The organism is Parvibaculum sp. (genome assembly GCF_019635935.1).
Lineage (GTDB): Bacteria > Pseudomonadota > Alphaproteobacteria > Parvibaculales > Parvibaculaceae > Parvibaculum.
On sequence record NZ_JAHBYN010000001.1, the window covers coordinates 1,352,298 to 1,371,519 of the forward strand.

The following is a 19,222-nucleotide window of genomic DNA, read 5'->3' on the forward strand; positions in this document are numbered from 1 at the left end:
CACAAGACAAGTTATAGGTCAGTATTCCTGTCTTATTTGCTTGATTCAAGCCCCCCCGTCTGGCATGATCGCGCCACTGGAAGAGCATCGCTTTTCCGGGCCGACCGGCTGACCGAAACGGGTGCGGCTCGCCTGTCAGTAAGCCCCCGCTCCGGGCAATAGGGAGCACCAAGCAGAAAGCTCCGTCAGCGATGGCGGCACTGCAAGGGTACGCGACAAGGAGTGTGTTGGCCTCGGGCCGAACTCCGGCGCGTGCCGGACATCGGATCGCGACGAGCGATCCGGCAACGATATGTCTCGCCGGATACGGCCGGGACTTTTGCGATAACGCGTGCGATCCGCTAGCGTCCCGCGCTCCGGCAAACGGAGCTTCGGCCTGAAACGCGCCGGGGACAGAAAAGCGCGCGGGCGAGGAACGGACGATGATCGAGGCAACCTGCCTCGGCGCCGGGTGAAGGATGGACGGGCATGACGCAAGAGCGGGAACGGATGGACGGAGCGGCAATGGCGGAACACGCCGGGCTTCCGGCCGCGCAAGGGCTCTATGACCCCCGCAACGAACACGATGCCTGCGGCATCGGCTTCGTCGCGAACATCCACAACATCAAATCCCACAAGCTCGTCGAGGACGGACTGCGGATTCTCGAAAACCTCGAGCATCGCGGCGCCGTCGGCGCGGACCCGAAGGCCGGCGACGGCGCCGGCATTCTGATCCAGATTCCCGACGCCTTTTTCCGCAAGGAAGCTCAGAAGCTCGACTTCACGCTGCCCGCCGAAGGACACTACGGCGTCGGCCACATGTTCCTGCCGAAGGACGAGGCCGAACGGGCCAAGATTTGCGCCCTGACCGAGAAGGTCATCGCGGAGGAAGGCCAGGTTTTCCTCGGCTGGCGCGACGTGCCGGTCGACAATTCCGACCTCGGCTATTCGGTGAAGCCGACCGAGCCTTTTCACCGGCAGGTCTTTGTCGGCCGCGGACCGGCTTGCGCGGATCAGGACGCGTTCGAGCGCAAGCTCTTCGTCATCCGCAAGCGCATCTTCAACACGCTCTTCCACGAGACGGGCTCGATCCCGAAGGGGCTCTATATTGCCTCGCTGTCGTCGCGCACCATCGTCTACAAGGGGATGCTGCTCGCGGCCCAGGTCGGCAAGTACTACACGGACCTCACCGACCCGGACATGGTGACGGCGATCGCGTTGGTGCATCAGCGCTTCTCCACCAACACTTTCCCGACATGGAGCCTCGCCCACCCGTTCCGCATGATTTGCCACAACGGCGAAATCAACACCAAGCGCGGCAACGTCAACTGGATTCAGGCGCGCTATTCGTCGATGCAGTCCGATCTTCTCGGCGACGACCTGAAGAAGCTCTGGCCGATCGCCGTCGAGGGCCAGTCGGACACCGCCTGTTTCGACAACGCGCTCGAACTTCTCGTGATGGGCGGCTATTCGCTCGCCCACGCGATGATGATGCTCATTCCCGAAGCCTGGGCCGGCAATCCGCTGATGGATGCCGAGCGCCGCGCCTTTTACGAATATCATGCGGCGCTGATGGAGCCGTGGGACGGCCCTGCCGCCGTTGCCTTCACCGACGGCCGCCAGATCGGCGCGACGCTCGACCGCAACGGCCTGCGCCCCGCCCGCTATTACGTCACCGATGACGGCTTCGTGATGATGGCCTCCGAAATGGGCGTGTTGCCCGCGCCGGAGGAGAAGATCGTCGAGAAGTGGCGTCTGCAGCCGGGCCGCATGCTGCTGATCGACCTTGAGCAGGGCCGCATCATTGCCGACGACGAAATCAAGGCTGAGCTGGCAAAGCTTCACCCCTATCAGCAATGGCTGAACGCGACGCAGATCCAGCTTGAGGAGATGCCGGCGCCGCTGCATCCGGCAAAGCAGCCGACCTATGCCTCGCTGCTCGATACGCAGCAGGCATTCGGCTACACGCAGGAAGATCTGAAGTTCCTGATGACGCCGATGGCGATGGAAGGACAGGAAGCCGTCGGATCGATGGGTACCGACACGCCCATCTCGGCCCTCTCCTCGAAGTCGAAGCTGCTCTACACCTATTTCAAACAGAACTTCGCGCAAGTGACCAATCCGCCGATCGACCCGATCCGAGAGGAACTGGTGATGTCGCTGGTCTCGTTCATCGGACCGCGCCCGAACCTGCTCGACCTTGAAGGCATGTCGCAGGTGAAGCGCCTCGAAGTGCGCCAGCCCATCCTGACCAACGAGGATCTCGAGAAGATCCGCATGATCGGCGAGGTTGCCGACAACCACTTCCGCACGCAGACGCTCGACATTACCTATGATGTGAAGCGCGGCGCCGGGGAAATGGTCGACATGCTGGAGCGTCTCTGCGCGCGCGCCGAAGAAGCGGTCAAGCACGGCTACAACATCGTCATCCTGTCGGACAGGCTGATTTCGGCGGACCGCGTCGCCATTCCGGCTCTGCTCGCGACCTCTGCCGTGCACCATCATTTGATCCGTCAGGGCCTGCGCACTTCGGTCGGCCTTGTGATCGAAACCGGCGAAGCGCGGGAGGTGCATCATTTTGCCTGTCTCGCGGGCTACGGCGCCGAAGCGATCAACCCCTATCTCGCTTTCGAGACGCTGATCGACATCCTGCCCGATCTCGACGAGGGCCTGACGCAGAAGGAAGCCGAAAAGCGCTACATCAAGGCGATCGACAAGGGTCTGCTGAAGGTCATGTCCAAGATGGGCATTTCGACCTATCAGTCCTATTGCGGCGCGCAGATTTTCGATGCCGTCGGCTTGAAGTCCGATTTCACACAGAAATATTTCACCGGCACCGTCTCGATGATCGAAGGCGTCGGCGTCGAGGAAATTGCCGAGGAAACGTTGCGCCGGCACAGGCTCGCCTTCTCCGATGCGCCGGTCCTGAAGAACGCGCTCGATGTTGGAGGCGAGTATGCCTACCGCATTCGCGGCGAGGACCACGCATGGACATCGGACAGCGTTCGCGACCTGCAGCACGCGGTGCGCGGCAACAGCCAGGACAAGTACCGGGCCTTCGCGCGCCAGATCAACGACCAGAACGAACGTCTGCTGACGATCCGCGGTCTCTTTGAAATCCGCAAAGCCGAGGAAGCGGGCCGCACGCCCATCGCGCTGGACGAAGTCGAACCGGCGTCCGAAATCGTCAAGCGCTTCGCGACCGGCGCGATGTCTTTCGGCTCGATCAGCCGCGAGGCGCATACGACGCTCGCGCTGGCGATGAACCGCATCGGCGGCAAGTCGAACACCGGCGAGGGCGGCGAGGAAGCCGACCGCTTCAAGCCGATGGCGAACGGCGACAGCATGCGCTCGGCGATCAAGCAGGTCGCGTCCGGCCGCTTCGGCGTGACGACGGAGTATCTCGTCAACTCGGACATGATCCAGATCAAGATGGCGCAGGGCGCAAAGCCCGGCGAAGGCGGCCAGTTGCCGGGCCACAAGGTGGACGCGGTGATCGCCAAGGTGCGTCACTCGACGCCGGGCGTCGGCCTGATCTCGCCGCCGCCGCATCACGACATCTATTCGATCGAGGATCTGGCGCAGCTCATTTTCGACCTGAAGAACACCAACCCGGCGGCCCTCGTCTCGGTCAAGCTCGTCTCCGAAGTCGGCGTCGGCACGGTCGCGGCCGGCGTCTCGAAGGCGCGCGCCGACCATGTGACGATCTCGGGTTTCGAGGGCGGCACCGGCGCCTCGCCGCTGACCTCGATCAAGCATGCGGGCAGCCCCTGGGAAATCGGCCTTGCCGAAACGCACCAGACGCTGGTGATGAACCATTTGCGCGGCCGCATCGCGGTGCAGGCCGACGGCGGATTGCGCACCGGACGCGACGTCGTCATCGCGGCGTTGCTGGGCGCCGACGAATTCGGCTTCGCGACCGCGCCGCTGATCGCCGCCGGCTGCATCATGATGCGCAAGTGCCACCTGAACACCTGCCCGGTCGGCGTTGCAACGCAGGACCCCGAACTCCGCAAGCGCTTCGTCGGCACGCCCGAGCACGTCATCAACTACTTCTTCTTCGTCGCCGAGGAAGTGCGCGAGCTGATGGCCGAGATGGGCTACCGGAAGTTCGACGAAATGATCGGCCAGATGCAGATGCTCGACAAGCGCAAGGTCGTCGAGCACTGGAAGGCCAAGGGTCTCGATTTCTCGAAGCTGTTCCACAAGCCCGAAGCGCCGAAGGGCGTCGCGATCTTCCACTGCGAAAAGCAGGACCACAAGATCGTGGACGTGCTGGACCGCAAGCTGATCGCCGCCGCAAAGGAGGCAATCGAAGCCCGCAAGCCCGTACAGATCGAAATGCCGATCCGCAATACCGACCGCACGACGGGCGCGATGCTTTCGGGCGAGATCGCGAAACGTCACGGACATACGGGCCTGCCCGACGACACAATCCATGTGAAGTTGAACGGCACCGCCGGGCAAAGCTTCGGCGCATGGACCGCCGCCGGCGTGACGCTGGAGCTTGAAGGCGAGGCCAACGACTATGTCGGCAAGGGCCTGTCGGGTGGGCGTCTAATCGTCTATCCGCCCTCCAATGCGCGCATCGTGCCGGAAAAGAGCATCATCGTCGGCAACACGGTGCTTTATGGCGCAATCGCCGGCGAATGCTATTTCCGCGGCGTCGCCGGCGAGCGCTTCGCCGTGCGCAACTCGGGCGCCATCGCCGTTGTCGAGGGCACCGGCGATCATGGCTGCGAATACATGACCGGCGGCATTGTCGTCGTTCTTGGCGAGACGGGCCGCAACTTCGCGGCCGGCATGTCGGGCGGCATCGCCTATGTGCTGGACGAACACGGCATGTTCGAGCGTCGTTGCAACCTTGCCATGGTCGATCTCGAACCGGTGAAGGAAGAACACGACATCATGGAACGTCGCCGCCACCAGACAGGCGACCTCGAAAGCCATGGCCGTGTCGACGTGATGACAGACATGACGCGTTTCGACTCCGAACGTCTGCACCAGTTGATCGAGAACCACGCGCATTACACCAATTCGTCGCGCGCGCGCGCCATTCTCGACGATTGGGAGGCCATGCTGCCGAAATTCCGCAAGGTAATGCCGGTGGAATATCGCCGGGCCTTGAGGGAAATGCAGAAGGCGCAGGAAACCGCGCAGGCAATGGCCGCAGCAGGAGAATAAGAGTCGTGGGAAAGATTACCGGTTTCCTGGAAATCGACAGGCAGGACCGCAAGTACCTGCCTGCCGCCGACCGCATCAGGAACTACAACGAGTTCGTGATCCCGCTCGCCGAGGACGCCCTGCGCGACCAGGCGGCGCGCTGCATGGATTGCGGCATTCCCTATTGTCACAATGGCTGTCCGGTCAACAACCAGATTCCGGACTGGAACGACCTCGTCTATCGCGACGACTGGGAAGAAGCCTGCCGCAACCTCCACTCGACCAACAACTTCCCCGAATTCACCGGCCGCATCTGCCCCGCGCCCTGCGAGGCAAGCTGCACGTTGAACCTCACCGAAGCGCCGGTAACGATCAAGACGATCGAATGCGCCATTGTCGACCGCGGCTGGAAGGAAGGCTGGATTGCACCGCAGCGCCCGGCCGCGAAAACCGGCAAGAAGATCGCCATTGTCGGCTCAGGCCCCGCAGGCCTTGCCGCCGCGCAACAGCTTTCGCGGCGCGGCCACGAGGTGCATGTGTTCGAACGGCAGGCCAAGGCCGGCGGATTGCTGCGCTACGGCATTCCCGACTTCAAGATGGAAAAGCATCACATCGACCGCCGCATCGCCCAGATGGAGAAGGAAGGCACGATCTTCCACTACGGCGTCCATGTCGGCGTCAACAAGAGTGCGAAGGATCTCGACCGCGAGTTCGATGCCGTGCTGCTGACCGGCGGCGCCGAAAAGCCGCGCGATCTCGAAGTCGAAGGCCGCGAGCTTTCCGGCGTTCATTTCGCGATGGAGTTCCTGCCGCAGCAGAACCGGCGCGTCTCCGACGAACCCATCGGCCAGGTCGAACCGATCCTTGCCGGCGGCAAGCATGTCGTCGTCATTGGCGGCGGCGACACCGGCTCCGACTGCATCGGCACATCGTTCCGTCAGGGTGCTGTTTCGGTGACGCAACTCGAAATCATGCCGGCGCCGCCGGAAAAGGAAAACAAGCTGCTGACCTGGCCGGATTGGCCGCTGAAGATGCGCACATCCTCAAGCCAGGCCGAGGGCGCGGCGCGCGACTTTGCGGTGATGACGCGGCGTATCCTCGGCAAGGACGGGCATGTCCGTGCCATCGAATGCGTCCGGGTCGATGAGAAAATGCAAGCCATCCCCGGCTCCGAATTCGAAATCAAGGCCGACCTCGTATTGCTCGCGATGGGATTTGTGCATCCTGTCCACGAGGGCATGCTGGCGGAACTTGGGCTGCAGCTCGACAAACGCGGCAATGTCGCCGCCGACACGGCGACCTACAAATCGTCGCTCGACAGGATTTTCGCCGCCGGCGACATGCGCCGCGGCCAATCGCTTGTCGTATGGGCCATTCGCGAGGGCCGGCAGGCTGCCCGCGAGGTAGACCTGTTCCTGATGGGGGAAACGACATTGCCGCGCTGACCGACAAGCGCCACGCAAAACGGAAAAGCCCCTGTGAGAACCCTCGCAGGGGCTTTTCGATTTTTTGGAATGAACGGGCAAGAGATGAGAAAGATGAAACCGGCAACTGGCGACTATGTCGAGGGCGTCCGCGTCATGCTGCCGCTGCTCCCCGGCGCCGTTCCCTTCGGCATGATCGCGGGCGCGGTTGCGGCCGAGGCGAAATTCGGCGCCGCCGCCGGGATCGGCCAGTCGATCGTCATTTACGCAGGCGCGGCGCAGCTTGCCTCGACCCAATTGATCGCCGACGCCGCGCCGGCCCTGATCGTGGTGCTGACAGGCCTTGTCATCAACCTGCGCTTTGCGATGTACAGCGCCTCGCTGGCGCCGCATTTCGCCGGCCTCTCGCTCCGCCGCCGCGCGATGCTCGCCTATCTGATGACCGACCAGTCCTATGCGCTCGGCATCACGCGCTATACCGCCGACAGCGAAATAACCGCGCGCGCAAAGGCCCGCTTCTATCTCGGCGGCGCGATCGCCATGTGGGTCGTCTGGCTGGCGGCGACGGCGGCGGGCTTCACGCTCGGCAGCCGTGTGCCGCCCAGCTGGTCGCTCGACTTCTTCGTGCCGTTGAGCTTTCTGGCGCTGCTGGTGCCGGGCATTCGCGACCGCGCCGCCGGCCTTGCCGCCGTGACCGGCGCGACGGTGGCCGTCGCCGCCTCGGGCCTTCCCTTCAACCTCGGCCTGTTTCTCGCCGCCGCCTGCGGCATCGCGGCCGGATATTTCTGCGAAACGCGATGGACGCCGAAAAAGCCGCAGCAGGGAGAGAACTGATGGACACGACAACGCTCTGGCTGACCATCGCCGCCATCGGCATCGGCACGTTCGCGCTGCGCTTTTCCTTCATCGGTCTGTCGGGAATGCTCGCGCTGCCGGGGCCGCTGACGCGCGCCTTGCGTTTTGTGCCGGCGGCCGTGTTGAGCGCGATCATCCTGCCGGCGGCGCTGCGCATGCCCGAGGGCGGTCTCGATATCGCAATCGACAATCCGCGCCTGATCGCCTGCGTCCTTGCCGCGGGCGTGGCGTGGGCGACGAAAAGCGTACTGGCAACCCTTGCCGTTGGCATGGGCGCGTTGTGGGCGCTCCAGGCGCTGATGTAAACCGATCTTAGCCCGGACCGCCGCCAAGCCCGCCGCGCAGCAACCTTGCGCCTTCCCGCGCCCGGGCGCGCTCGCTGTCGACCCGCAACTCGAATTCGGCCCAGCTCGCGCCGCGCAGCTCATCGACCTTCCCGCGCGCCGCAAGCGACGGCTCGGTGAAGCCGCTCGCCAGCATGCGCTCGTTCCACGCGACCGAAAGCGCCACCACCGTGTCCTGAACCGGCCCGACGCCGAACCCGTTGACCCAGGTGACAAGGCGTTCGCTGTTGAAGACAAGCATGATCGCCAGTGTGATCCACAAGGCCCGCGCGAAGCGCGCGACGGCGCGTCGCGTATGCTCCGCCGTCTGCAACTCGACGCGCGAGGCGGCTTCCCATCCGTCTTCGAGGTCCGTTTCGATTTCGCGAATGAGATCCAGCATGGTTCGGCCTCAGAACTGGAAATAGATGAAAGGCGCGACGCCTTCGGGCGCAACCGCCCAGATCAGCCAGATGCCGCCGCCGAGAATGAGCCCGAGGATGGGCGACGGCAACCATTGCAGCCCCTGCGCCAGCCAGCGGCCGAGATCGCGCGGCGTGAACTGGAAAAGCATCGCAAGCGCAATCAGGCCAACCAGGAACGGCGTCGCATACTGGCTCGGATCCGACCAGCGCGCAAAACCCGCAAGATAGCTGCCGGCCGTCGAGAAGCTGTCGGCGCGGAAGAAAATCCACGCAAAGCAGACCAGATGAAAGGTCCAGAAAACGCCGACGATGTGCTGTGCGCCATGCCCGATCGCGCTGGCGATGCCGCCGGCCTCGCTGTTGGGGGGCGCGAATTCGTCGAGCCTGCGCCGCACATAGCGCTCGATGCCCAGCATCGCACCATGGAAAGTGCCCCAGAAAACGAACGTCCATGCCGCGCCGTGCCAGATGCCGCCGAGAAACATCGTCAGGAAGAGATTGCGATAGGTCCGCGCCTCGCCCTGTCTGTTGCCGCCAAGCGGCTTGTAGAGGTAGTCGCGCAGCCAGGTCGACAGCGAGATGTGCCAGCGTCGCCAGAAGTCCTGCAGGCTCGACGCGCGATAGGGCTGGTTGAAGTTTTCGAGAAAACGATAGCCAAGCAGCGCCGCAACGCCGATGGCGATGTCGCTATAGCCCGAAAAGTCGCAATAAATCTGGATCGCGTAGCCATAGACGCCGATCAGCAGGTCGAGCGCGCTGACCGCCGTCGGGTCGAAAAACACCGGATCGACCAGCTCGGTCGCCAGATAGTTCGCGATCAGCATTTTCTTGGCGAGACCGGACAGGATCAGCACCGTGCCGACGCCGACATGGGCGCGTGTCAACGCCGGCGCGCGATGCAACTGCGGCAGGAAATCCGCCGCCCGCACGATCGGGCCGGCGACAAGCTGCGGAAAGAACGAGATGTAGAGCATCACATTGGCGAGCGACCGCTCCGCCCGCACATGACCGCGATAGACGTCGACGACATAGGAGATGCCCTGGAAGGTGAAGAACGAAATACCCACCGGCAGGATCACCTGCATGAAGGGCAGGTCGCGCTCGAGCCCCACCATCTCGAGAAGCGTCGAAAGCGAGGTGAGAAAGAAGCCGTAATATTTGAAGAAGCCGAGGATCGCGAGACCGCCCGTCACCGCGAATGTGACGATCAGTTTGCGCAGCACGGGATGCGCCGTGCGCGCAAGGCCGAGACCGGCCGTATAGTTGATGAGGGTCGAGACGAGGAGCAGGCCCATGAACCGCCAGTCCCACCAGCCATAGAAAAAATAGCTGGCGGCCAGCAGCACGAGCTTGCGCCAATGCGGCGTCCAGCGCGCAGCCCAACTGACCGTGAAAACGATCAGAAAGAAAATCCCGAACTCTATGGTCGGAAAAAGCATGCCGCCCCGTCACCCGCACTCGAACAGAAGTCGCCCAGCCAACCATCAGGGGGGCATGACGGAACCAGACGCATCATCCTCGTCCGGGCCGAAAAGCTCAATAATTCCCTTAACTTATGGTTAACCACCCAAACCGGCTCACGGCCGGCAGATACCGCCTTTCGCCGTCTCGCGGGCGCCCATCAGCGCCGCCCACAACGCCTCGCTGAGACGCGCCGCGCCGTCCGGCCGCAAATGCACCCGGTCGGTATAGGCAAGCGGCGGCGTTTCCATGGCCCAGCGATGCACGCTGCAGCGCCCGCCCATCGCGGCTTCGCCGTCCCAGTAGAACGCGCCATCCTCGGCGGCGAGCGCGCGCATCGTCTCGCGCAGCGGGCCAAGCTTCGGCGGTGTCGCCCATCCGTCGCCGCAAGCCTCGCCCGTGCCCTGTCGCGCGCCGTCGAAGGGACCGAGCAGCGCGAGCGACGCGCCGGGTGCGGCGGCCCGGATGCGATCGATCAGGCCACCCAGCAGCGCCTTGTGCGCGTCGAGATCAAGACCGTTGTCGAAACCCTCATTGGTCCCATAGCCGAGAATGACGAGATCGGGTGTCAGTGCGGCAAGCTGTGCATCGACAATTTCCTTGTCCCAGCGCTCGGTGATGGTGGCCGTCGCCGCGACGATGCCATGACTGTCGTAGCGAATGCCCGCGTGGCCATCAGGGGCGGCATGCGCAATCGACCAGCCGAGAAGGTGGACGGGACCGTTGCCCGCCGGCCAGAGCGCGGCGCGATTTGCGGCGGCTGGAAGCGTCAGGCGCACAAGGCCCGGCGCGGCGCGGCGTGTCGACAGGCGAAAGGGCGCCGCGTCCCCGAGCTTCAACATGACCGCCCCGGTGTCCGGCCCGCCGGCGACTTCCAGCGTCAGCGCCGAAAAGGGCGCATCGGCGGTCATTGTCATCACCGCATCGTGACCGTCGGCGCTGGCGCGAAATCCCTGAATGCCGAAGGGGCCTTCGGTCGTACGCAACAAACTCGAAACGACCACCCAGGGCCCGCGCATCGAAAGCGCAAAGCCGTCGGGCGCATAATACCGGAAGGGAACGCCCGGCATCAGCCCGCGCCCGGCATCGCCGAAACGCGCCTGCCAGCGCGCGCGCATTGGGCGCGTCAGATGATCGAGCGAGATATGGCTGTCGCCGAGATGCAGCACCGTGATCGGATAGCTGCGCGTTCCCGCGTCAACCGCGTCGATTGCCGCATGAAAGGACTGAAGACCCGGAGGCGGCGGCGGGCAGTCGCCGGCATGAGCGGGCGCAATGCAGAGAGCAAGTAGGATCGCCGCCGCGAAACGCGCGGCGCGGGCGCGGGCGCGGGAAGTATCAGTTGACCGGGCCGGTCCAGCGCCAGTCATCGGATCTGCCGGGGCGTCTGCCGGATGTGTCATAGACAAACGGCTCCTGCGCAACGGGTTGCTCTGCCGCAGGCACTTCCGGCGCAGAAATCTCGGCCCGCAATTGCGGCGGCGCTTCGGCAACGCGAACGGGCCCCCCGCCGGTTTCGACATCGGCGAGCATCGCCTGCGCCACGCGCTCGCCCAGCAACTCGTATCCCGGCATCGTGAAGTGAATGCCGTCCTCGGCGCGCAACAACCGCGTGCGGCCGAAACGGTCGGCGCCGTAGGCCGTGTAGCCGCCTGTTTCGTCCGTGGCCAGACCATCGGTCCTGACGAAGGAAACGCCGTTGATGCGTGCCCGCTCCTCGAAAATTTCGTTGAACTGCGCCATGTCGCCGCCGAAACGCGGGCTGCGCATCACCGGCAGTTCGAGCCAGTAGATGCGGGCGCCGGTCGCTTGCAGCGTCGCCGTGAACGCGTCGACGCGGCGTTCGTAGATTTCGCGCCAACCCGGCTCGAAAAGCGCATGGCGCTGGCCTTTTTCGACGATCGGCTGGCGGTCGTTGGTGCCCATGACGACGACCGCGATGTCGATGCGCGTTTCCGCCGCGATGTCGCGCACCGCTTCGTTCCAGTCGTAGTAATCGGCACGCGAAAAGCCGGTGGCGACGCGCGATTTCTTGATGACGGTGAAACGCTTGTCCTGACGGAGCACATGGTAGAGCCCCGCCCAAGTGCCGTCGCCGAGCGAGTCGCCCATGACGACGACATTGTAACGTCTTGATTCCGAAGGTTTTTCGGCGGCGCGCGGCGGCGCCTCGTCTTCGACCAGCGCGGCGCTTTCGACATGCACCGGCGTCAATTGCATCGGCTGCGCGGCAACGGCGGTCCACCAGAACAGCGCCAGCGGCAGCACGAGCGCCATCAGCAGCGCGAGACGCGACCGTTGATTTTCCTGCACTTTTGCTTGTGTTTTCGCGACGCCCCGATGCATCGAATACCCCGAATACTCCCAAATACGTCCCGCAACGGGACGTTTTCAGCCGCTGAATGGCCGCAACCCGCCCCTTGTCCTGCAGAGCCCGTGCCCCGACCCGCGCCTCAAAACGAGACAAAGTCTAGTCGGCACATAAAGGATTGCCTAGACAGGGCCATGATACGCCCACTGGATTGGCCGGGGATAAGTGCGGCGACCGCTCAGGAAAACGGGCCTTCTGTCATCGATCTGTCAAAAAACTGTCACGAACACGCTCGCGCCACCTGTGCGCGGCAAAAGACCCCGGGGATAAATCGCGGGGAAAAATAATCTATCCCCGCTTTCGGGAGCGACGCTCAAACAGCGCTCCGCAAAAGCTCCGAGACGACGCGCTCAAGGTCCTTCAGCGAGGCGCAGGTGACGGCCTTGTCGCAATAGGGCTGGAGCTTTCGCATCTCGCTGTCGCCCGAATTCCACATCGTGCGCGGTTCCGGGTTGAGCCAGACGACGCGGCGTGCCCGCGCATGGATCTTTTTTAATATGTCGCCACGCGGATCGCCATAATTCGAGCGCGCATCGCCGAGAATGAGAACCGTGGTACGATGATCGATGTCGTCGAGCGCGATTTCCTCGAAATCCATGAAGGACTGGCCGTAGTCGGTCGAGCCGCCGCCATGCTCGCGCAAGACCTCGACCAGCGCCTCTTCGAGTTTCTCGCGCTCGAAGAGCGATGTCGTTTCGCCGAGCCGGCCGGAAAAGGCAAAGCTGCGGACACCCGGCAGCACTTCCTGCAACGAGTAAAGGAACATCAGCAGGAAACGCGCGACCTGCGCCACCGACCCGGAAACGTCGCAAACCGCCATCACCTTGGGGCGGTCGATTTTCGTCCGCTTCCAGACGGTGTGAAACATCAGCCCGTCAAATTCGATATTGGCGCGGATGGTGCGGCGCACGTCGAGCACGCCGCGTCGCGACACTTTCTTGCGGCGCGAATGCAGCGCGATCAGGCGCTTGGCCATCTTGCGCACCAGTTCGCGCATGATCCGCATGTCGGAACGGTCGATATTGGAAAGCCGTACCTGCGCCAGAACTTCCTCGCGCAACTGGCGGCCCGAATTGGCGGTGAAGATTTCGAGCTGCTTCTCGACATAGTCGCGCACCTGGCCGCGCAAGCCCTCGCGCGCTTCCGCAAGCCGCTCGGCGCCCGCCACATTGCCGTCGCGCTCGCGCCGTTCGATTTCCTCGTTGAGCCCGTCGAGCCCCATCAACTCCATGATGCGGCGCGTGAACATGCCGCGCTGCGTGAAGAGACGGATGCGGTTGAGCTGCGCCTGACGCGCGCCCTCGGCCAGCGCCATCTGAAGCTCGGCCTGGTCGCCGCGTTCGAGCAGCGCGGCGAGATCGGCGGCAGGCGAAGGTTCGCCACCCTCCCCCGGCTCGCCGCCCATGCCGCCCGACCCCGGCGCCGACGGACTGCCCGATTGCTGCGGCGACCCGTCCTCGCCCTCGCCGCCTTCGGCTTCCGCTGTTTCGGCGGCATCCGCGCGGTCGTCATTGGCGGCGGGCGGACGGCTCTTGAACTGGTCGAAAGCAAAGAAGGCGTCGAAGGTTTCTTCGAAGGCGGCTTTCTCGTCTTCGCTTTTCGCCAGCACTTGCGCCAGCGCATCGCGGAGCGTCATGCGGTCGTCGAGCCCGACCAGCCCGACGACGCGGCCGGCATCGATCGATTCCGAGGTCGAAACGCGGACATCGGCCGAACGCAACGCGCGGATGAAATCGCCAAGGACTTCGGTCATGGGCGCTTACCTCGCCTGCACCGCTTTCGTCACCAGCGCATTGATCTCGCCGTCGACATTGTCGATGTCGTCCTGGAATTTCAGCAGCACATTGAGCGTGTTGCGGACGAGATCTGCGTCGAGCTCGCGGGCGTGCAGCAGCACAAGCGTGCGCGCCCAGTCGATGGTTTCGCTGACGGCGGGGAGTTTCTTGAGGTCGAGCGTGCGAAGGCCCTGCACGAAGGCGACAAGCTGGCGGCGCAGCTCCTCTTCCACTTCCGGCACGCGCGAGCGGATGATGCGCTGTTCGAGATCGGTGTCGGGAAAGGGGATATAGAGATGCAGGCAACGGCGCTTCAGCGCGTCGCCGATTTCGCGCGTGTTGTTGGAGGTGAGGAACACGATCGGCGTCGTGCGCGCCTTGATCGTGCCGAGCTCGGGCACCGAAATCTGATAGTCCGACAGAAGCTCGAGCAGGAAGGCTTCGAACTCGTCGTCCGACTTGTCGATCTCGTCGATCAACAGCACCGCGCCGCCCGGCTGCCACAGCGCCTTCAGGAGCGGGCGCGGCTCAAGAAATTCCTCGGAGAAAAACGTGTCGTCGAAATCATGCAGCCGCGTCATGGACTCTTTCAGACCCTTGGCGCCGGCCATCAGGTCGCCGAGCTTTTCCTTCAGCACCTGCGTGTAGAGAAGTTGCTTGCCGTATTTCCACTCGTAAAGCGCCTTGGCCTCGTCGAGCCCCTCGTAGCATTGGAGCCGGATCAGCGGCTTGCCGAGAAGTTCGGCGGTCGCCTTGGCAAGCTCGGTCTTGCCGACGCCGGGCGGACCTTCGACCAGCAGCGGCTTTTGCAGCCGCTCGGCAAGAAAAATCGAGGTGGCGATATGGGCGTTGCAGATATAGCCGCGCGTCTCGAAGCCCTTGCGGACCGCTTCGATCTCGGCGGGTGCGTTTCTCTCGTTGCTCAAGCGATCATCGAGGGACGGAAAACCGCCCCTTCCCTGCGTTAACCTGTTGCGATTGCTGCGAGCGTAGCACAGGGGAGAAAGAGACGGACAACGCCAAAACAAACGGCGCCCTGAACAAGGTTGAACGGCCAGAGCCGCGCGGCTCAGCGCTTGTCTTCGGCCGCTGCCGGCCGGTCGGCCGGTTCCAGACTGAGCAATATCTTCAGAACCAGGCCGATCGATCCGACCGACCCCGATGGGCCTGCCGCCCGCGCCAGCGCCATGCCTTCGACGATTGCGATCAGCGTGCCGCTATATTGTTCGATCGGCATCGGCGCGGCCTTGCCTTGCAGACGGAAGATTTCGCCGATGACGGCCGCCAATGTGCGGCGGTGACGCTCGATGACCTTTTCGAAAGCGACCGCGAATCCGGGGTTTCGCCGCGATTCAAGCTGCAACTCCATACCGAGCATGGGTAGGTCGCGCCTGCCGTCCGGGCCGGCGTCGTCGAAGCGGCCAAGAAATCCTTCGAGAATTTCGGCGATCCGGTCGGGCGCCCCGCGAACCGCTTCGAGAATGTTTTCGAGGTCGGCGACCTGCAGCGCCAATGTCCCGGTCAGCAATTCGAGAAAGAGCTCCTCCTTGCTGGAAAAATGCGCATAGACCGCTCCCTTGGTGAAACCGGCCTCCGCGGCGATCCGGTCGAGCGAGGCTCCCGGATAGCCGCCTTCCGAGAAAACTTTCTGCGCCGCCGCGAGCAGGGCCGCGCGTGTGCGGACCTTGCTCTCGGGCCGGGTCAACCGCTGCCGTCGTTTCACCTGCGTGTCGTTCATATCGGCCCGCCAATCGAAGGGTATTGACATACCAGTTGGTATTTAGATACTAAATGGTATGTCAACGAAGGCGCCTTTTCAACCGCCTTGGAAAATGCGGGGCAAAAAGCCCGGACGCCATGCTGCACATCATTCGTCGAAAGGACACCCCATGAGCATCCTTCAATCCGCAATCGCCAGGCACATTGCCGCTGCAGGGCTCTGCGCCGGCCTCGCGATGACGGGAGCGCCCGCGCAGGCGGACGCGTTGAAGATGGGCGCACTGCCCGGTCACTCGCTGGCCGCCAACAACACGCGCGATACGCCATGGTGCGAACTCGGCCCGGCAATCGGCACGCCGCCCGACGTTGTGGTGCATGTTTTCAATTCGACCAACTCCCCCATCCCCTGCACCACGGAAGTGAGCGACAAATTCGACCTGAAGGCGCTGGCGGAAAAATACGGGGTGCCCGCCCTGATGCTGAATCCGGCACGCTTCTGGATTGCCGACAAGGTGATGTTCTACAAGGCCGGCGACGTGATGGATGCCGATGGCGTCAAGCTGACCTGGGCGGCCGAAATGACCGCCGCCGCCGCCGCGAACATCACGCGCGCCAAGCCATATGAGTATGTCGAGATCACGCGCGACACGCTTTGGTACTTCGAGAAGGACCGGCCCGTCTTCCTGATGCGCCAGCCCGACGGCAAGGTGTGGGTGATGCAGGTCTACAGCCACAACACCGACAAGACGCTTTCGTCCGCCAATATGGCGCAGCTCGGCGACCGGTTGAATCTTCCCGAGGGCTGGACCTATGACGTGAAGGTGCTGTCCGAGCCGCTGCTGATCGAACCGGCGCGCGCCGAAGGCGTTGCCCATATCATCCGCGACGAGTTCGAAAACACCTATCAGGGCTGCGGCTTCGACGCCTCTTGCAGCTATATTCCGTGAGCCGGTTCCGGCTTGCGGATCACCCAAAGGCGGCGCGGATGACCTTGCCGACGACGGCGGCCTGATCCGCGGCGCCGAGCTTCGACTTGATGCGCGAGAAATGCGTACGGACGGTCGCCATCGAAAGTCCCTCCGAGCGCGCAAAGGCGGCAAGGCTTGAGCCCTCGGCAAAAGACGCCGCAAGCTCCGCCTCGCGCGGCGAGAGGCCATACCAGGCGCGAAGCGCATCGCGGTCGATCCGGCGGCGGCGTCCTTCCTCGAAGATCCGGACAAGCGCGATCGGCGGCGCGCCGGAGCCGTCGGCCGGCGGCTGGATGCGCTCGCAGCGCAGAAGAAAAACCTCGCCCTTGCCGTTCGCGACGCGGCCATAGCGGTCGGCGGGCCCGAAATTGTTCCCGGCGCTGACCAGTCCGAAAGCCTGATCCATCAGGACCGAAAGCGCGTCCTCGCTCTGCGTATCGGCGCCGGTGAGCCGCCCGTTCTTGTGGGCAAAGACGCCGCCGCTCTCCAGCACCCGGCGCGCCCGGCGATTGGCGAGGATGACATGCCGGCTGGCGCTCAAGAGCAGCATCGCCTCCGGCGCGTCGGCAAAAAGAAGCGCCAGCCAGTCATGCTCGATCTGCTCCTGCGTGACGAGGGCGCCGAATTCGAGCCGCCGCTCCATGAAATGCCAGACCCAGTCGGGATCGTGATCGCGCGCCCATTCGAAAAGCTGGTCGAAGCGTTCGTTCATGTGCGGCTGGACGAATTCCGCGAGTTCACGCGAATAGGCGTCGCTGAGCTGCTGTTTTTCGGCCGCGCTGCGGGAAGTCGCGCCGGTGCGCCGCCGCACGAACTGGCCGATGCTGGCAAGCGCCGCCGCGGCCTGCGGCGAGAGCGGCTGGAGGCGCTGCCAGGTGTCGGGAAGTCCCTGCCAGACATGAAGATGCGCCCGCCCGCCGACGCGGCGCAGCCCCTCGACAAGCAGCCGCGCATCGTCGAGCAGGATGTCGTCGGCGCCGGCATGGATCAGCGTTTCGGGCAGGCCGGAAAGCTCGCCGAAAACCGGCGAGGCCAGCGGATGACGGGGATCGGCGCCCTGCAGATAGTCGATCGTCAGCATGGCCAGCAACTCGACATCGGAGGCGAAGCGGCCGGTGCGGATGTTCTCGACATAGGAACCGCCCGACATCGTGAGATCGACCCAGGGCGTGAGCGCGACGAAACCGGCGGGCATCGGCGCACCCTCGTCGCGCAGCGCGATGAGGGCGGCAAGCGCGATGCCGGCGCCGGCGGTGTCGCCCATCACGACGAGCTTCGAGGGCGGGACGCCGCGCGCCAGCAGCGCCTTGCAGGTCGCGACCACATCCTCGATGGCGAGCGGAAAGGGATGTTCGGGCGCCAGCCTGTAATCGACCATCAGCACACGGCCGCGCGCATTGCGGGCCACCTGGTCGGCAATGACGCTGTGCATCGGCCCCCGGTTCATCGCGAAGGTGCCGCCATAGACATAGAGGACCGTCGGGCCGTCGGCTTCCGCCGCGCCGCACCAGACGGAAGGCCGCGGGAAGCCCGCCGCCTCGGCAAGTGGAATGGTCTCGACAGTGTTCTCCATCAGCGCCCCGCCAGCAGGGACCCGTTATCCCCGAGCTCCACCCTATCATCACTTTTGATGAGGACAGAACAGGCAAACCGGCTCTATCCCTTGTGAAAAGGGGCGGTTTCGCCACCGGCGTCGCAGGGAGGGCAGACCGATGACCAAGCGGATCGAGGGCACGCGGCGAGCGGGGGTCTGGCGTCGCGCCGCGGCGCTGGCGGCCATTGCGGGTCTGGCGCTGGCAGGCGCCGCGCAGGCAAACGATGTCGACGGCGCGAGCGACCACCCGCTGCTCAAGCGCTACGAAGACTCCATCATCATCGGCTATCACACGCGCGCCTACGACGAATTCGACATTGCGACCGGCCCCCACCGGAGTTCCGCCTCGAAACTCACCGACGCCCAGACCGTCGAAGGCGCGCATACCCGCATTCTCTATGTGGCGCCGGAGGGGCGTTCGACACTTGAGGTGATGCGCAACTACCGGAAGGAACTGGCCGACGCCGGCTTTGAAACCATCTTCGAATGCGGCGGCGCGGAATGCGGAAACGGTCCCGATGCGCCGCGCGCCGGCTCCTATCTGATTACCAGCGCCCTTCTGAAGCGCGTGCCGCTGACCAATATGGGCCAGGTGACCCAATATGCGTTTTCGCAGCCGAACGACGTGCGCGCGCTGACGGCGAAGCTCGACCGGCCTGAAGGCGCGGTCTATGTCTCGCTCGCCATCGCCATCGAAGGCTTCGACCAGTTCAGGATGACGGCGAAGAAACCGCTGGTGCTGCTCGATGTGATCGAGACCGGCGAAATGGAACAGCGCATGGTGCTGGTCGAGGCGGCCGCCATGGCCAAGGCCATTGCCGAGACCGGCCGCATCGCGCTTTACGGCGTCTATTTCGACACCGACAGCGCGACCATCAAACCGGAATCCGACGCAACGCTCGAAGAGATTGCCAAGCTGCTGAAGGACGACACCGGCCTGAAGCTCTATGTCGTCGGCCACACCGACAGCAAGGGCGCTTACGACCACAACATGTCGCTCTCGGCGCGCCGCGCCGAAAGCGTCGTCGCGGCGCTGACCGGACAACACGGCATTGCGGCCGCGCGGCTGAAAGCGGCGGGCGTCGGCCTGCTCGCGCCGGTCGCGACCAATGAAAGCGAAGATGGCCGCGCGCTGAACCGGCGCGTCGAACTGGTGCGGCAATAG

14 protein-coding genes are annotated in these 19,222 nt (G+C 64.2%); 6 read left to right on the forward strand and 8 right to left on the reverse strand.

Features of this window, described 5'->3' with window-relative positions; all coding sequences use genetic code 11:
• Positions 1 to 468 precede the first annotated feature (468 nt).
• The 4 genes from gltB to KF719_RS06955 all read left to right on the forward strand — a co-directional run bounded on the left by gltB (position 469) and on the right by KF719_RS06955 (position 7,726).
• Positions 469 to 5,163, forward strand: coding sequence for a glutamate synthase large subunit (gltB, locus tag KF719_RS06940; RefSeq protein WP_293507989.1), 4,695 nt, complete (start codon positions 469 to 471; stop codon positions 5,161 to 5,163).
• Positions 5,164 to 5,168: 5 nt separating this feature from the next.
• Complete coding sequence (locus KF719_RS06945; protein ID WP_293507990.1) at positions 5,169 to 6,587, forward strand: glutamate synthase subunit beta; 1,419 nt, start codon at positions 5,169 to 5,171, stop codon at positions 6,585 to 6,587.
• A 93-nt stretch (positions 6,588 to 6,680) separates the two neighbouring features.
• The gene (locus KF719_RS06950) at positions 6,681 to 7,400 is read left to right on the forward strand and encodes an AzlC family ABC transporter permease (RefSeq protein ID WP_293507991.1); all 720 of its coding nucleotides are present in this window, start codon (positions 6,681 to 6,683) and stop codon (positions 7,398 to 7,400) included.
• Positions 7,400 to 7,726, forward strand: coding sequence for an AzlD domain-containing protein (locus tag KF719_RS06955; protein WP_293507992.1), 327 nt, complete (start codon positions 7,400 to 7,402; stop codon positions 7,724 to 7,726). The genes KF719_RS06950 and KF719_RS06955 overlap by 1 nt, the downstream gene beginning before the upstream one ends.
• A gap of 7 nt (positions 7,727 to 7,733) precedes the next feature.
• Here KF719_RS06955 and KF719_RS06960 read toward each other — a convergent pair whose 3' ends face one another.
• From KF719_RS06960 to KF719_RS06990, 7 genes are all read right to left on the reverse strand, one after another.
• Positions 7,734 to 8,147 carry a hypothetical protein gene (locus KF719_RS06960; RefSeq protein ID WP_293507993.1) on the reverse strand — a complete coding sequence of 138 codons (414 nt, stop codon included), beginning with the start codon at positions 8,145 to 8,147 and terminating at the stop codon, positions 7,734 to 7,736.
• A 9-nt stretch (positions 8,148 to 8,156) separates the two neighbouring features.
• Complete coding sequence (locus KF719_RS06965) at positions 8,157 to 9,608, reverse strand: MBOAT family protein (RefSeq protein ID WP_293507994.1); 1,452 nt, start codon at positions 9,606 to 9,608, stop codon at positions 8,157 to 8,159.
• 138 nt (positions 9,609 to 9,746) lie between these two features.
• Positions 9,747 to 11,000: a GDSL-type esterase/lipase family protein gene (locus KF719_RS06970; RefSeq protein ID WP_293507995.1), complete on the reverse strand. Its 1,254-nt coding sequence runs from the start codon at positions 10,998 to 11,000 to the stop codon at positions 9,747 to 9,749.
• Positions 10,969 to 11,943 (reverse strand): DUF459 domain-containing protein, encoded by a 975-nt coding sequence (locus tag KF719_RS06975; protein WP_293507996.1) that lies wholly within the window; start codon positions 11,941 to 11,943, stop codon positions 10,969 to 10,971. The genes KF719_RS06970 and KF719_RS06975 overlap by 32 nt, the downstream gene beginning before the upstream one ends.
• A gap of 371 nt (positions 11,944 to 12,314) precedes the next feature.
• A complete protein-coding gene (locus tag KF719_RS06980; protein WP_293507997.1) occupies positions 12,315 to 13,754 on the reverse strand; it encodes a VWA domain-containing protein in 1,440 nt (479 codons plus the stop codon).
• Between the two features lie 6 nt (positions 13,755 to 13,760).
• Complete coding sequence (locus KF719_RS06985) at positions 13,761 to 14,702, reverse strand: MoxR family ATPase (RefSeq protein WP_293507998.1); 942 nt, start codon at positions 14,700 to 14,702, stop codon at positions 13,761 to 13,763.
• Positions 14,703 to 14,845: 143 nt separating this feature from the next.
• Positions 14,846 to 15,514, reverse strand: a complete 669-nt coding sequence (locus tag KF719_RS06990; RefSeq protein ID WP_293507999.1) for a TetR/AcrR family transcriptional regulator — start codon at positions 15,512 to 15,514, stop codon at positions 14,846 to 14,848.
• Positions 15,515 to 15,665: 151 nt separating this feature from the next.
• Here KF719_RS06990 and KF719_RS06995 point away from each other — a divergent pair, with 151 nt between their 5' ends.
• Complete coding sequence (locus tag KF719_RS06995; RefSeq protein ID WP_293508000.1) at positions 15,666 to 16,442, forward strand: hypothetical protein; 777 nt, start codon at positions 15,666 to 15,668, stop codon at positions 16,440 to 16,442.
• Between the two features lie 19 nt (positions 16,443 to 16,461).
• Here KF719_RS06995 and KF719_RS07000 read toward each other — a convergent pair whose 3' ends face one another.
• The gene (locus KF719_RS07000) at positions 16,462 to 18,036 is read right to left on the reverse strand and encodes an alpha/beta hydrolase fold domain-containing protein (protein ID WP_293508001.1); all 1,575 of its coding nucleotides are present in this window, start codon (positions 18,034 to 18,036) and stop codon (positions 16,462 to 16,464) included.
• Positions 18,037 to 18,175: 139 nt separating this feature from the next.
• Here KF719_RS07000 and KF719_RS07005 point away from each other — a divergent pair, with 139 nt between their 5' ends.
• Positions 18,176 to 19,222 carry an OmpA family protein gene (locus KF719_RS07005; RefSeq protein WP_293508002.1) on the forward strand — a complete coding sequence of 349 codons (1,047 nt, stop codon included), beginning with the start codon at positions 18,176 to 18,178 and terminating at the stop codon, positions 19,220 to 19,222.

What these genes read in the sequence shown, in the direction of transcription:
- KF719_RS06990 (WP_293507999.1), bottom strand. Translation starts at nt 15,514, where the DNA reads ATGAACGACACGCAGGTGAAACGACGGCAGCGGTTGACCCGGCCCGAG.
- KF719_RS06970 (WP_293507995.1), bottom strand. Translation starts at nt 11,000, where the DNA reads ATGACTGGCGCTGGACCGGCCCGGTCAACTGATACTTCCCGCGCCCGC.
- KF719_RS06950 (WP_293507991.1), top strand. Translation starts at nt 6,681, where the DNA reads ATGAAACCGGCAACTGGCGACTATGTCGAGGGCGTCCGCGTCATGCTG.
- KF719_RS06980 (WP_293507997.1), bottom strand. Translation starts at nt 13,754, where the DNA reads ATGACCGAAGTCCTTGGCGATTTCATCCGCGCGTTGCGTTCGGCCGAT.
- KF719_RS06965 (WP_293507994.1), bottom strand. Translation starts at nt 9,608, where the DNA reads ATGCTTTTTCCGACCATAGAGTTCGGGATTTTCTTTCTGATCGTTTTC.
- KF719_RS06955 (WP_293507992.1), top strand. Translation starts at nt 7,400, where the DNA reads ATGGACACGACAACGCTCTGGCTGACCATCGCCGCCATCGGCATCGGC.
- KF719_RS06995 (WP_293508000.1), top strand. Translation starts at nt 15,666, where the DNA reads ATGAGCATCCTTCAATCCGCAATCGCCAGGCACATTGCCGCTGCAGGG.
- KF719_RS07000 (WP_293508001.1), bottom strand. Translation starts at nt 18,036, where the DNA reads ATGGAGAACACTGTCGAGACCATTCCACTTGCCGAGGCGGCGGGCTTC.
- gltB (WP_293507989.1), top strand. Translation starts at nt 469, where the DNA reads ATGACGCAAGAGCGGGAACGGATGGACGGAGCGGCAATGGCGGAACAC.
- KF719_RS07005 (WP_293508002.1), top strand. Translation starts at nt 18,176, where the DNA reads ATGACCAAGCGGATCGAGGGCACGCGGCGAGCGGGGGTCTGGCGTCGC.
- KF719_RS06960 (WP_293507993.1), bottom strand. Translation starts at nt 8,147, where the DNA reads ATGCTGGATCTCATTCGCGAAATCGAAACGGACCTCGAAGACGGATGG.